Genomic DNA, 13,198 nt, shown 5'->3' with positions numbered 1-13,198 from the left:
ATGAAAGCTTTAATCGTAAGCGATAGTCATAGCTCTGTGAAGGAATTACAGCAGTTGAAAGAGAAATATGAAGGAAAAGTAGATGTCATGATTCATTGCGGTGATTCAGAGCTAACGCCTGCCCATGAAGAGCTGCAAGGTTTCCATGTTGTAAAAGGGAACTGTGATTATGCTAACTTTCAAGACGAAATTGTAACTGATGTAGATGGCATTCGTTTCGTAGTTGTGCACGGACATCGTCATAACGTGAAAATGACATTACAAACATTAGCGTACCACGCAGAAGAGGTAGGGGCGCAAGTTGCATGCTTCGGACACTCTCACGTATTAGGTGCAGAATTAATCGACGGCGTTTTATTTATTAATCCAGGCAGCATTTTATTACCGCGTCAGCGTGTAGAAAAGACATTTGCTTTATTAGAAATGGATGAAAATCAAATGGAAGTTCGTTTTGAAACATTAGACGGACAACTAGTTGAACAAGCAGTTTTTAAAAGAGGATAAGAAAAATTATCCTCTTTTAAAAAAGGTGTTGACTTTATGTATGGTTATACATATAATAAATATTGTCGATAGGGCAACGGCGCTAACGAAGAAAAATAAAATAACATATGCGGGTGTAGTTTAGTGGTAAAACAAGAGCCTTCCAAGCTCTGGTCGAGAGTTCGATTCTCTTCACCCGCTCCATGTCCCAGTAGCTCAGCCGGATAGAGCATACGCCTTCTAAGCGTACGGTCGGGAGTTCGAATCTCTCCTGGGACGCTAAAAAAACCATTGCGGTGACGTCAAGATCCGCTATATATAAGCTCTCTAATTCGTCAGTTGAATCGTACAATGTGCGGTCGCTAACGAGTTAGGGGGCTTATTTTTTTATGTCAAAAAGACGCAATTCTTTAACGATTAGCGAAGACTTATCGAATATTTTTAGCGACAGATTGAAAAACGATCAACGAAAGAAAGAGAACGCAGAGGGTCGTTATACATTTAATTTAACAATCGACAAAGCACTCGAAATAGTTGTGCGTCAAATGAAGGCGACAGGCTTACGTGAGCGCACGATAAATGACTACTATTTACACGTAACAGATACGCAATACTTAGAAGAATTAAACGTTAATCATATTTACCAACTTCCTTAGTTGTTGCCGCTATTACAAGTTGATTAACACTATATAATACAGCTGGTATAAGTAAGGTGGCTATAATTGTAGTCAATGCAGGTGTAAATTTGCCTGTTGTCTCTATTGTTAGTCCGTCAAACATTTTCGTTGTTCAATCCTTTCAAAGTTAAAGTTAGATAAAAAAGAACGCTGTCCTAAGAATAGGTAAGCGTCCTATGTTTTTAATAAATCAACCTGTATCACCATCAGCTAAACCTTGTATAATATTAATAGCTGTTTGAGTGTTAACTGAAGTATGTGTGCCTATCGTTACAATTGTAATCAATAGCATTCCTAATAATACTTTCTTCACTTTAACGCCTCCTTTTTAAAAATTTCTTTTTTAGCTTCATAACTTAAATAGAAATATTTACTTCCTTGTTCAAAGTTTCCTTCGTTATGAAATTGGACTGCTACTGCTTCCGTGTATTCTTGAACATACTCCCATAATCTTTCGTTTTTAAAGTAGTTCATTCCTGCTAGCACAGCTTGTTCTAATTTTTCGGCAGTAACTTTTTTATTTATTTTTCTTAGAATTGTAAAGCGGTATTGATATTCTTGATTTCCTAATTCATTGCAGATAGTTAAACCTTTTTCAATGAGTTGAGATGCAATTTCTTCTTCACCTAGCTTGACGTGTTCCTTGGCTTTAACAAAAATAGCTTTATAATTATGAGGTTTCTTTTCAACAACTTCTGAAAGGTATCGAATTGCCGAAATAGAGAGATTTTGACTCGCATACATTAAGCCTAAATTATGACGAACTAGTAAGATTGCTTTCTCATTTTTTTGCTTTTGGAATGTGTTCATTGCAGTAACAAAGTATTCTTCAGCTAGTTCAAATTCTCTTAAATGCGTACAAGCTAATCCTAATAAATTATCGCAATAGGCTGTTTTTAATTCATAGCTTTCATGTTTAGAAAATATGTCCCTAGCTTTTGTACCATGCTTAATGGCTAAAAGTGCTTGATAAATATGATAATGATATGTTGCTAAGTTATAATGAAATTCTGCTTTTTCAAGTTCATCAGGAATGTGTTTAAGTAAAATTGCTGCTTTATCATAATGTTCTTTAGCAAGGCTATAATTACCGATTGCGTTAGAATGAATAGCCTTATAAAAATGGTAGTAGTAAGATAAAAAGTTATCTGTGGGAATATTAAAAGATTCAATTTTATCAAAGCTATTTTTTGAAATGCTTAAATTATCCACTAAATATTTATAACCGAAATCTAAAAGGTAATAGTAGAGTAACAATTTTGGGTCTGCTTCGTTAGTGTGAATGATAGAATTAATTTCTTCTTTTAAACAATGGGCATTATCTATATTACGTGAACGTATTTCTTGATACCATTCGTTAAGTAGTTTTGAAATTTGTCCATTCCCCTTTATTAGAACGTCCATGAAATCCCCTCCCTTTTTGAATATTCTTATAAATAATAATAGCAAGAATATAATTTGATGGAAATTGAATTTCAATATTTCTCAACAATTGTGTAACAATTTTATTTTCAATTATGTAACTAATTGCATTCATTCTCCCTATTAGTAATTTCAAATATTTGGCACAGTGAAATAACCAGACATAGTATAATTTTCTTGTAAAATACTTTATAAAGAAGGAGGGGCAATGCATGAGTTTAAATATGTATTTGGGAGAAGTACAAAGCCAAACTCATAGCATGAACGCTGTATGTGCCGCTACCATTCAAGGTATGGAACAAGCCATTCAGTCGATTGATGCTTTTACAAGCGATACTGTTCTACAAGGGCAAACTTACGATAGTGCAAAAGCATTCTTCGCAGAAACTTTTCGTCCTTTAGCACAAGGAATCATTTATTTATGTGAAGAATTAATACGTCAGAATGATGCCTTTCCAAATCAATTTCAATCACAAGTCGCTTCCACAGATGTAGTTGAACAAGGATTGTTAGAACAAATTCGAGAGATTGACCGAATGATAGCAAGTACAGAAGCACTCAATCAAGCTATGCCAATCTCGGGCATGGACGCTATGGTAAATCTTTTTATTGAGATGCGGCGTAAAATTCAGGAAAAATTAGAACATCTATATGAATTTAATCGAACGTCTAGTAATAATTACGCAACAGCACTTCAACTAGCCGCTAGTATTGCAACAGGTCTTGCAGAAGTACAAAGTGGAAAAGGATTTAGTCCTGCAAGTGGTACATTTAGTACGAAAGAATTAAATATGGAGTGGGTGGCTTCTATTCAAGCGATTGCAGAAGATAGGAATCGTCAGGCTGATAATTCAATTGAAGAAGGTGCAATGTGTGGCAAACCAAAATCTGATTTAGAGAAAGCTTGGGATGGTCTTTATGATGGTGCAGGAAAAGGTGTTGGAGATGCTTGGGAAGGATTTAAAGCGTTAGGTGACGGTGAAACATGGTCAAATATGTGGGATGCAGTTGTTAACTATGAGGAAACTCTCCCTGCAATGTGGAATGCCTTTTCAGATTCTTTTATGGATGATGTTTGGCATGGTGATGTTGAAAGTGGTTTTCGTTGGGGTTCTTACCTTGTAACATCAGCCGGGTTAGGATTCCTTGGAGGTAAAGGGTTGGATAAAGTTTCTACACTTGCTAGAGGAGCTAGATTCTCTAAAATAACTCAGATTACTCCACCACGTTTACAACCTGCCCTTGCAGGTGTTGGTTTAACTGGTGAAGCTATACTTAGTACACTACCTTCGTCGGGAAATTGGGGTAATTATTTAAGCAGTTACCTCATGTTTGCTAGACCACATTGGCGTGAATCCGAGAAACATGCATACGAGAAATACCCTAATTATAAAGACCAAGTATCATTTAAAGATAGAGAAGAAGTACCATATGCGAGCAAAGGTAGCACTAGACCCGATGGTTTTGACCATGACTTAAATAGCAGCTTGGAAGTTAAGAACTATAACCTTACTACCGAAAGAGGGAAGCGTTCGTTAATTAATGTTTTACTGAAACAGTTTGAATACAGATTAAAGAACCTGCCTGAAGATGCAGAGCAGATAGCTTTTATTGATGCGAGAGGTCAGAATGTATCAGTTCAAACTTTGAAAGAGATTAAAGAAGAGTTATCGCAGAGAACATTCGGTAAATTAAAGGTGACTATCGAAAGAGACTAGATAGAAAAGGAGATGTATTTATGGCAACAGGATTTAAAGCAGACTTTCTATGGTATAGATTAGGTACATCGGATTTTGTACATTCATTTTTCTCAACTATTAGTTTTCATTTAGAAAAAGAAGGTTGGGGAACAAAATATCCACACTTAATGAAAGAACTATATAATGGAAGGTTAACACTTCAAAATATCCCAAAGGCGATTGAGGAAGCGAAAGAAGCTCGTGAAAAATTGAAATTATTCTCACCATCAGAAGTAGTATGGGATATTGAAGATTTATCTAAGCAACCACCATGGGGAGATAATATTTCAACAGATATAACAGACTTATCTAATTACTTTTACACAAGTGGTGGTAAAGACATGTTTGAAATGTTATTTAAGGCATGTAACGAAGCTCTAGAATTAGAAGTAGATTTAGAAATAGAGACATTATAACAGGAAAAAGCATGTGTTTTATAATTTTTTTGACTGCTTATGAAAAAGATTGCGTCGAGAAACTGTACTATAATTCAATTAGAAATTGATTATATGGGGTAGGGAATAGGTCAATTAATTGAAAAAGCATAATCTTGACGATAAGGTATATAATAAGGTAGAATTTTAACAAATGGTCAGTTGACCGAAACAATGAACGATTCAACAAATGGATTATACTAGTGTTTATATATTTAGGTTAAAGACGGGTCGGGAGTTCGAATCTCTCCTGGGACGCTAAAAAAAACTTGTTATCTTTTGATAACAAGTTTTTTTGTTTGTTTAAAAATTGATGTATGTGCAAGAAGTGTAAAAAATATAAAGTAACATATGATAATTATTATATACAACAGATTAAAGTGCATTAAGAAAAGAGCGCCATTTATGCGCCCTATTTCTCTTGTTTAATTTAAAGAATCAATAGGCTTATGATGGAACTTAAATCTACATCTGTATTATCCCAATTGTTCACTTAGAATGTTATAAAACTTTTTACCATTCTAGTAAGATTGAGCACCGTTATCGGAACTTATCCCCGACAGTGTGTTACAATTAATAGAAGCGGAAAACGAGAATCTCCAATTGACTGGACGTGTGATTGGTTGGACAGTTTAAGAAGGTTGTATAAAAAAGGGAGATGGCGCAAAGATGGCGAGATCAAATGAGAATGATTTAACGGAGAAATTGGCAGAAGGTCACCGGAAATATGGTGATGGCAACTTTACAGTACAGAACATCGGTGATGAAACTAACCCAGATTGGACTGTCGTAAAAAATGTGAGGAAGGGATCGGCAGGCATTCGTGAAGGAGAAGATATATTAAGACTGCGATCAAAATATATAAAATAGTACGGAAATGGGCGGAGTGGGAGTTCAAATCTCTCCTGGGATGCTAAGAAACCCTTGTTATCTTTTGATAACAAGGGTTTCTTGTTTAGTTATTAATAAACTTCTCAAATACAAAACCATAATCTTTCACGTTATATTGTTTCTTCGTATCAACGAGCCAGTTAAAGGCGATCTCGTTCATTTCTTTAAATTGTTCTGCTAAATTTACTTGTGCGTTTGAAATACGGCTGAAAGCGTTAGATGCCATATCTAGACTTTTATGTGCATACTGCAATGTAATATCATTGTCGTATGAAATTTCTTCTATTTTAAGTAAAGCCTTATATAAATCTTTTAATTCTTCAATATGTTTTTTATGAACATCAATTGAATAATGCTCATCTCCCATTTGAAACTTAATTTCTACATCTAAATCAATTGTTCCCGCAGTTTCAAGTGCTACATTTTTAATTTGATATTTACTATAGCTAAAGCGGCGTAGTGTACGTTTTTTACTTGTTGCACTTGTACCATCTAGGTGGATTAATCCTTTGTTTGTGAAACAATATTCATCTGATTTTGATTTAATTAGAAAATAAATTTTCTCCCCATCTTCATGCATCACGTAATCATCAGCATCAACTTTATCATAATCTTTCGGTGTGATGACAGAACCTACATCGCTTAGTCCTAATACATCTGCAGCCATTTTCTTAAACATATAGAATCCCCCTTGTAAATTAAATTCTTAATTGTATAAAAATATATTAACACGATTTCAATAAAGTGTTTTCATATAATTAAAAACATTTGAAGGTAAGTTAAGAAAAGTAACGAATAATTATTTCAACCCTAAGTTATTTAGTAAATCTATTAGTTTAAGAGTGGATTCTCCGAAAAATAATCAAGAGAAAAAAGTTAATTTTGCAAGTAATTATAGAGAAATTCCATGAAAACCTCTCAAGTAATATGAGGTTTTTTTCTATCCATTTTGAAATCTTACAATTCTGTAAGGTAACTGTAAGGAAGTTCGATGGTAACAAATTGCTAATCCTCTATAATGAAGGTAACAACGATAAAACGAGGAGGAAGAAATGATGAAAGGATTAATCGTAACGGGTTTAACAGTTGCTTTTGGATTTGTAGCGTATGAGAAATTAACATATGTAGTTGATGTTGTAAAACATTTAATCGCTTAGTAAAAAAACTGCCATGAGAGGGAAAGGGAATGAGTGAATGAATGGAATGGTTATTTGGAATTATAGGTACTTGTAGTGTAGTGTTATTGTTCTTTGTCCCGAGTGGTATACTTAGTTCGACAACGAGTTTGTTCTTCTTAAGTTTGTTTGCTTGTACGATGCTTATTATTATGTTTTTAATGAAGCGAAGTAAACCAATCTTCTATTTTAGCATGATTGTTATGGCAATTATTGTTCTCCAAATTATTACCCTTGTTATATACCCCACTATTATAAAAGCTTTCCATTAATGATGAATCCTCTGCTTTAATTGCTGAGGATTTTTATTTGTACATTTTTAATTTTTAGTAAGGATTTGTTTATATTGAAATATAAAAATTAAATATTTCTATATTTCAAACAAATGGTTTTGGGATGTTGTGTTCTTATTACTCATTTGATATATTTACTTTAAAGATAATTAAAATCTAGAAAAAGAGGCGGACGTATGGATAAAAAAGAAAATACGGTCGTATTGTTTCCACAACTATCAGAGCGATATATTGATGAAGGTTTTTTAGCACTGAAAGAGCGGAAATTCGAAGATGCATTGCGCTGCTTTGAAATATTACGTCAGTATAATGCAGAAACGGAACAAACGGAACTCGCTTCTGTTATTTGTTTGTTAGAATTAAAACATATGGAAGAAGCGAAAGACAAATGTGAACAGTTACTTGAAACAGGAGCTGTATTATTTGGTGATATTCTTGAAACATATGTGACGATTTTAGTTCAAACAAATGATTATGAAGGTGTCATTGAAATCGTTGAAAAGGTTTTGCAAACGAAAGATGTAATGCCTGAGCAAAAGGAAAAATTAGCACAGCTCGCTTTATTTGCAGAAGGTATGTTAAGTGAAGTAGATACGTCACTAGTCGATTCGAATTTTGAATTGGATGAGTTTACTAATGAAATGTTTGGAGAAAACTTTGGACAAAAGCTAAGAGCGATTCAGCAACTTTCGTTAAAAGACTTGGATCTTGCATTACCTATTTTAAAGAAATTTTTAATAGACGAAAAACAGCACCCTTATTTGAAAACTTCTATTTTATATAAAATGATAGAAAATCAAATAGAAGAAGAGATAGAGGTAGAAAAGTTTGGGAATACGATCAAGGTGATTCCAGCATTTACAGGTCATAATGAGGAGCAATCCGATAACATTATACATACATTATCAAGCCGATTAGAGCAAAATTATCCCGATATATTTGATGCTATGGTTACATATTGGAAAGAATTGCGAATTAGCGTTTTCCCATTCGCTCTATTAATGGATAAAGTGGAGATTTGGGCTGCTGTTTTAGAGAGAATTGGAAGAAAGCGTTTCGGATTGACTATTGATGAAGAAGAGCTTATGACAGCGTATAATATTGAATTAGAAGAGTTTCATATTGCCTATCAATGGTTATTACGTGTTGAAAGAGAAGGATATTTGCCCGTATAATTATGAAAAAGAATCGTTCGGTTCTTGAAACGAGCATATTCTATGTTATAATGTAAGGGTTGCAAAAGGCAGAAATCTGCCTGTTTGTAAGAGAAGAGAAGTGTAATTCTCTTACTTAATATGTTTCATATTATTCTCGAACAAAATATACCGTAGTTGTCTTTTAGACAATTAGTAGATTGGAACATTATATCTGAAAGCTTTTGCTAGAGGATTATTTGTACTTTTGTTATTTCAAAAAAGAGATAATGAAGATTTTAATCTATAGAGGTATGTGCATACATTATTATAGTTGGAGGGAAAGAATAAATGGCTGCAAAATGGGAAAAATTAGAAGGTAACGTAGGCGTTTTAACAATCGAAGTTGATGCTAAAGAAGTAAACAACTCTATCGACGCTGCGTTCAAAAAAGTAGTACAAACAATTAACGTACCAGGTTTCCGTAAAGGGAAAATGCCTCGTCCGTTATTCGAACAACGCTTTGGTATCGAATCTTTATACCAAGATGCTTTAGATATCATCTTACCAAAAGCATACGGTGAAGCGATCGATGAAGCTGGTATCTTCCCAGTTGATCATCCTGAAATCAACATCGAGAAGTTCGAAAAAAATGCTAACCTTATCTTCACTGCAAAAGTTACAGTGAAGCCTGAAGTTAAATTAGGTGAGTACAAAGGTTTAGCAGTAGAAAAAGTTGAAACAACTGTAACTGACGAAGATGTAGAGAACGAATTAAAATCTTTACAAGAGCGTCAAGCTGAACTAGTTGTTAAAGAAGAAGGAACTGTTGAAAACGGTGATACAGCTGTAATCGACTTCGAAGGTTTCGTTGATGGCGAAGCATTTGAAGGTGGAAAAGGCGAAAACTATTCTCTTGCAATCGGTTCTGGTACTTTCATCCCTGGTTTCGAAGAGCAAGTAATTGGTCTTAAATCTGGTGATTCTAAAGAAGTTGAAGTATCATTCCCAGAAGAGTACCACGCTGCTGAATTAGCTGGTAAACCAGCTACATTCAAAGTAACAATTCACGAAATCAAAACAAAAGAACTTCCTGAGTTAAACGACGAGTTCGCTAAAGAAGCTGACGAAGAAGTTGCAACTCTTGATGAATTAAAAACAAAACTTCGTACAAACTTAGAAGAAGGCAAAAAGCACGAAGCTGAGCACAAAGTGCGTGACGAAGTAGTAGAATTAGCTGCTGCTAACGCTGAAATCGAGATTCCAGAAGCTATGATCGACACTGAGTTAGATCGTATGGTTCGTGAATTCGAGCAACGTTTAAGCCAACAAGGTATGAACCTTGAGCTTTACTACCAATTCACAGGTACTGACGCTGACAAGTTAAAAGAGCAAATGAAAGAAGACGCTCAAAAACGCGTAAGAATCAATCTTGTTCTTGAAGCTATCATTGAAGCTGAAAACATCGAAGTTACTGAAGAAGAAGTAACTGCAGAAGTTGAAAAAATGGCTGAAATGTACGGTATGCCAGTAGACGCTATCAAGCAAGCTCTTGGAAGCGTAGACGCTTTATCTGAAGACCTTAAAGTGCGTAAAGCTGTAGACTTCTTAGTAGACAACGCTGCATAATAAAATAACAAGGCGCGATTTTAATCGTGCCTTGTTTTATAAATATAGAAATATATTTATAAAACTTTTCGATGAAGAAGGAAAACTTCCTTTACAAGTCGAATATACATATTTCAAAAGTTTTAAAATTTTTTTATTTGTACATAACTAGTCATATTATTTGTATTTCTCGCCACGTAGTGACATAATATGTATTTACATACGATACATTTATCGTGTACATACGAAGGCAAGAGGTTAGCACTTTGTAAGGGGTGTGAAAATATGTTTAAATTTAATGATGAAAAAGGTCAATTAAAATGTTCTTTCTGTGGTAAAACACAAACGCAAGTTCGAAAGTTAGTTGCAGGTCCAGGTGTTTACATTTGTGACGAGTGTATCGAACTTTGTACTGAAATTGTACAAGAGGAGCTTGCGAAGGACGAAGAAGTAGAATTCAAAGATGTACCGAAACCGGTAGAAATTCGTGAAATCTTAGATGAGTATGTCATCGGACAAGATAACGCGAAAAAAGCACTAGCGGTAGCGGTATATAACCATTACAAACGCATTAATTCTAACAGTAAAATTGATGATGTAGAATTAGCGAAGAGTAATATTTCACTTATTGGGCCAACTGGTAGTGGTAAAACATTATTGGCACAAACATTAGCGCGTATTTTAAATGTTCCATTTGCAATCGCGGACGCAACATCTTTAACAGAAGCTGGATATGTAGGGGAAGATGTAGAAAACATCTTACTAAAATTAATCCAAGCAGCTGATTATGATGTAGAGAAAGCGGAAAAAGGAATCATTTATATTGATGAGATTGATAAAGTGGCACGTAAGTCCGAAAATCCATCAATTACACGTGATGTATCTGGTGAAGGTGTACAGCAGGCACTTCTGAAAATTTTAGAAGGTACTGTAGCGAGCGTTCCACCTCAAGGTGGTCGTAAGCATCCGCATCAAGAGTTCATTCAAATTGATACAACGAACATCCTATTCATTTGTGGTGGAGCGTTTGATGGCATTGAGCCAATTATTAAACGTCGCCTTGGTGAGAAAGTAATTGGATTTGGTGCTGAGAAGAAAAATGCTGATGTAAATGAGAAGCATGTTTTATCTCACGTTTTACCAGAGGATCTTTTAAGATTCGGTTTAATTCCGGAGTTTATCGGTCGTCTTCCAGTTATTGCGAACCTAGAGCCGCTTGATGAAGATGCTCTTGTAGATATTTTAACGAAACCGAAAAATGCACTTGTTAAGCAATTCCAAAAATTATTGGAGCTTGACGATGTTGAGTTAGAGTTTGAAGAAGGTGCACTAGTTGAGATTGCGAAAAAAGCAATTGAACGTAAAACAGGTGCTCGTGGACTTCGTTCTATTATTGAAGGCTTAATGCTTGATGTAATGTTCGAACTTCCATCTCGCAAAGATATCGAGAAGTGTATTCTGACGAAAGAAACAGTAGCTGATAATGAACCGCCGAAATTGGTGTTACAAGACGGTACTGTACTTGATACAAAAACATCTGCATAGTGCGAAGAAGAAACAGCAATTTTTATAATTGCTGTTTTTCTTTATGTTTAGCTATGTTCCTCCGCGGAAATACTAAATGATAAAACATTGCGGGAGGAAATAAATTATGAGCTGGACAAATATATTTTTACTTGTTCAACTTGTTTTTGGTGTAATTGTCGGATTGTATTTTTGGCATTTACTTCGAAATCAGCGAACACAAAAAGTTTCAATTGATCGAGAATCGAAAAAAGAATTAGAACAGCTTCGTAAAATGCGTGAGATTTCTTTAACAGAGCCGCTTGCGGAGAAGGTACGTCCTACATCCTTTTTAGATATTGTAGGGCAAGAGGACGGGATTAAGTCGTTAAAAGCGGCTCTTTGTGGTCCGAATCCGCAACATGTAATTATATATGGTCCGCCAGGTGTCGGGAAGACAGCGGCAGCACGTCTCGTATTGGAAGAAGCGAAACGCAATCCGAAATCTCCATTTCGTACGAATGCAACATTTATCGAACTTGATGCGACGACAGCAAGATTTGATGAACGTGGTATTGCAGACCCATTAATTGGTTCAGTCCATGATCCGATTTATCAAGGGGCAGGTGCAATGGGGCAAGCGGGTATCCCACAGCCGAAAAAAGGGGCTGTAACAGATGCGCATGGTGGTATTTTGTTCATTGATGAGATTGGTGAATTACATCCAATTCAAATGAACAAAATGTTAAAGGTGTTAGAAGATCGGAAAGTATTTTTGGAAAGTGCGTACTATAGTGAAGAAAATTCGATGATTCCAACGTATATACATGATATTTTTCAAAAAGGTTTGCCAGCCGATTTTCGCTTAGTTGGGGCGACGACACGTTCGCCAGAGGAGATTTCTCCTGCTATTCGGTCACGCTGTTTAGAAGTGTTTTTCCGTGAGTTAGATACAGAAGAGATTCAAAAAGTAGCGAAGAATGCAGCTGATAAAGTGGAAATGCAAATAGGTAAAAATGGTGTTGAAATGATCGGGATGTATGCAAGAAATGGACGAGAAGCGATTAACCTTGTACAAATTTCTGCTGGTATGGCAATAAATGAAGAACGTTCTTTCATTAAAGATGAAGATATAGAGTGGGTTGTTCACTCTAGTCAACTTACACCGAAATATGAAAAACGTATTTATCCTATTCCGAGAATCGGTCTTGTAAATGGACTTGCTGTATACGGACCAAATACAGGCGCGTTATTAGAAATTGAAGTAACAGCAATCAAGGCGAAAGATAAAGGATCGGTAAATGTTACCGGGATTGTGGAAGAGGAAAGTATTGGTAGTCAAACGAAATCCATTCGCCGTAAAAGTATGGCGAAAGGTTCTGTAGATAATGTATTAACAGTACTTCGTTCTCTAGATGTGTTGCCAGAAGGTTACGATATACATATTAATTTTCCAGGTGGTATCCCAATTGATGGGCCTTCGGCAGGTATTGCTATGGCAACAGGTGTATATTCAGCAGTGCATCGTACGTATGTGAGTAATGAAGTAGCGATGACCGGTGAGATAAGTATACACGGGGAAGTGAAACCTATTGGTGGTGTGTACGCAAAAATAAAAGCCGCGAAAAAAGCAGGTGCTAAGAAAGTCATCATTCCTGCTGAAAACATGCAACCGTTTTTGTATACAATAAAAGGAATTGAAATCATTCCTGTTCGTAAGTTAAAAGAAGTATTTGAGCTAACATTTATGCAGGAAAATATGCATCGAGACCTTGATATACATACTACTGTAGACGAAACAGATGCACAATCAATGTGAGAATGAACGATAATAAAATTT

General features: G+C 35.4%; 12 protein-coding genes, 2 tRNA genes and 1 pseudogene. 12 read left to right on the top strand and 3 right to left on the bottom strand.

Going from position 1 to position 13,198, the window contains the following annotated elements:
• The 4 genes and pseudogenes from JDS82_RS12930 to JDS82_RS12915 form a co-directional block, all read left to right on the top strand.
• Positions 1 to 504 carry a metallophosphoesterase gene (locus tag JDS82_RS12930; RefSeq protein ID WP_000645515.1) on the top strand — a complete coding sequence of 168 codons (504 nt, stop codon included), beginning with the start codon at positions 1 to 3 and terminating at the stop codon, positions 502 to 504.
• 109 nt (positions 505 to 613) lie between these two features.
• Positions 614 to 687 (top strand) — tRNA-Gly (locus JDS82_RS12925).
• A gap of 1 nt (position 688) precedes the next feature.
• Positions 689 to 762, top strand: a tRNA-Arg gene (locus tag JDS82_RS12920).
• A gap of 110 nt (positions 763 to 872) precedes the next feature.
• Positions 873 to 1,130: pseudogene (locus JDS82_RS12915) on the top strand (tyrosine-type recombinase/integrase); the annotation flags it as partial.
• Positions 1,131 to 1,350: 220 nt separating this feature from the next.
• On the opposite strand, the gene JDS82_RS30065 reads toward JDS82_RS12915, so the two are convergent.
• Positions 1,351 to 1,473 (bottom strand): hypothetical protein, encoded by a 123-nt coding sequence (locus tag JDS82_RS30065; RefSeq protein WP_000756801.1) that lies wholly within the window; start codon positions 1,471 to 1,473, stop codon positions 1,351 to 1,353.
• Positions 1,470 to 2,564, bottom strand: a complete 1,095-nt coding sequence (locus JDS82_RS12910; protein WP_075312502.1) for a response regulator aspartate phosphatase — start codon at positions 2,562 to 2,564, stop codon at positions 1,470 to 1,472. The genes JDS82_RS30065 and JDS82_RS12910 overlap by 4 nt, the downstream gene beginning before the upstream one ends.
• A gap of 230 nt (positions 2,565 to 2,794) precedes the next feature.
• Here JDS82_RS12910 and JDS82_RS12905 point away from each other — a divergent pair, with 230 nt between their 5' ends.
• The 3 genes from JDS82_RS12905 to JDS82_RS12895 all read left to right on the top strand — a co-directional run bounded on the left by JDS82_RS12905 (position 2,795) and on the right by JDS82_RS12895 (position 5,625).
• The gene (locus JDS82_RS12905) at positions 2,795 to 4,300 is read left to right on the top strand and encodes a T7SS effector LXG polymorphic toxin (protein WP_199713424.1); all 1,506 of its coding nucleotides are present in this window, start codon (positions 2,795 to 2,797) and stop codon (positions 4,298 to 4,300) included.
• A 20-nt stretch (positions 4,301 to 4,320) separates the two neighbouring features.
• On the top strand, positions 4,321 to 4,737 hold the full coding sequence (locus tag JDS82_RS12900) for an immunity 70 family protein (RefSeq protein ID WP_075312506.1): 417 nt from the start codon (positions 4,321 to 4,323) through the stop codon (positions 4,735 to 4,737).
• Between the two features lie 687 nt (positions 4,738 to 5,424).
• Complete coding sequence (locus tag JDS82_RS12895; RefSeq protein WP_000124458.1) at positions 5,425 to 5,625, top strand: hypothetical protein; 201 nt, start codon at positions 5,425 to 5,427, stop codon at positions 5,623 to 5,625.
• Between the two features lie 85 nt (positions 5,626 to 5,710).
• Here the strand turns inward: JDS82_RS12895 and JDS82_RS12890 are convergent, their stop codons facing one another.
• Complete coding sequence (locus JDS82_RS12890; RefSeq protein WP_000473869.1) at positions 5,711 to 6,325, bottom strand: PH domain-containing protein; 615 nt, start codon at positions 6,323 to 6,325, stop codon at positions 5,711 to 5,713.
• Positions 6,326 to 6,844: 519 nt separating this feature from the next.
• Here JDS82_RS12890 and JDS82_RS12885 point away from each other — a divergent pair.
• The 5 genes from JDS82_RS12885 (at position 6,845) to lonB (ending at position 13,177) form a co-directional block, all read left to right on the top strand.
• Complete coding sequence (locus JDS82_RS12885) at positions 6,845 to 7,093, top strand: hypothetical protein (RefSeq protein ID WP_001983650.1); 249 nt, start codon at positions 6,845 to 6,847, stop codon at positions 7,091 to 7,093.
• 197 nt (positions 7,094 to 7,290) lie between these two features.
• Positions 7,291 to 8,289: a hypothetical protein gene (locus JDS82_RS12880; RefSeq protein WP_000358261.1), complete on the top strand. Its 999-nt coding sequence runs from the start codon at positions 7,291 to 7,293 to the stop codon at positions 8,287 to 8,289.
• Positions 8,290 to 8,598: 309 nt separating this feature from the next.
• Positions 8,599 to 9,876 (top strand): trigger factor, encoded by a 1,278-nt coding sequence (tig, locus tag JDS82_RS12875; RefSeq protein ID WP_000729261.1) that lies wholly within the window; start codon positions 8,599 to 8,601, stop codon positions 9,874 to 9,876.
• Positions 9,877 to 10,140: 264 nt separating this feature from the next.
• Positions 10,141 to 11,400, top strand: coding sequence for an ATP-dependent protease ATP-binding subunit ClpX (clpX, locus tag JDS82_RS12870; RefSeq protein ID WP_000472285.1), 1,260 nt, complete (start codon positions 10,141 to 10,143; stop codon positions 11,398 to 11,400).
• A gap of 106 nt (positions 11,401 to 11,506) precedes the next feature.
• The gene (gene lonB, locus JDS82_RS12865) at positions 11,507 to 13,177 is read left to right on the top strand and encodes an ATP-dependent protease LonB (protein ID WP_199713423.1); all 1,671 of its coding nucleotides are present in this window, start codon (positions 11,507 to 11,509) and stop codon (positions 13,175 to 13,177) included.
• The last annotated feature ends 21 nt before the right edge of the window (positions 13,178 to 13,198 follow it).

This window comes from Bacillus cereus group sp. N14, from assembly GCF_016483555.1.
GTDB classification, from domain to species: domain Bacteria; phylum Bacillota; class Bacilli; order Bacillales; family Bacillaceae_G; genus Bacillus_A; species Bacillus_A wiedmannii.
This window is presented reverse-complemented; position numbering and strand designations above follow the sequence as displayed.

Coding starts and splice junctions, on each gene's coding strand:
- JDS82_RS12885 (WP_001983650.1), top strand. CDS start 6,845: ATGGAATGGTTATTTGGAATTATAGGTACTTGTAGTGTAGTGTTATTG.
- JDS82_RS12900 (WP_075312506.1), top strand. CDS start 4,321: ATGGCAACAGGATTTAAAGCAGACTTTCTATGGTATAGATTAGGTACA.
- JDS82_RS12890 (WP_000473869.1), bottom strand. CDS start 6,325: ATGTTTAAGAAAATGGCTGCAGATGTATTAGGACTAAGCGATGTAGGT.
- tig (WP_000729261.1), top strand. CDS start 8,599: ATGGCTGCAAAATGGGAAAAATTAGAAGGTAACGTAGGCGTTTTAACA.
- JDS82_RS12930 (WP_000645515.1), top strand. CDS start 1: ATGAAAGCTTTAATCGTAAGCGATAGTCATAGCTCTGTGAAGGAATTA.
- JDS82_RS12910 (WP_075312502.1), bottom strand. CDS start 2,564: ATGGACGTTCTAATAAAGGGGAATGGACAAATTTCAAAACTACTTAAC.
- clpX (WP_000472285.1), top strand. CDS start 10,141: ATGTTTAAATTTAATGATGAAAAAGGTCAATTAAAATGTTCTTTCTGT.
- JDS82_RS12905 (WP_199713424.1), top strand. CDS start 2,795: ATGAGTTTAAATATGTATTTGGGAGAAGTACAAAGCCAAACTCATAGC.
- JDS82_RS12895 (WP_000124458.1), top strand. CDS start 5,425: ATGGCGAGATCAAATGAGAATGATTTAACGGAGAAATTGGCAGAAGGT.
- lonB (WP_199713423.1), top strand. CDS start 11,507: ATGAGCTGGACAAATATATTTTTACTTGTTCAACTTGTTTTTGGTGTA.
- JDS82_RS12880 (WP_000358261.1), top strand. CDS start 7,291: ATGGATAAAAAAGAAAATACGGTCGTATTGTTTCCACAACTATCAGAG.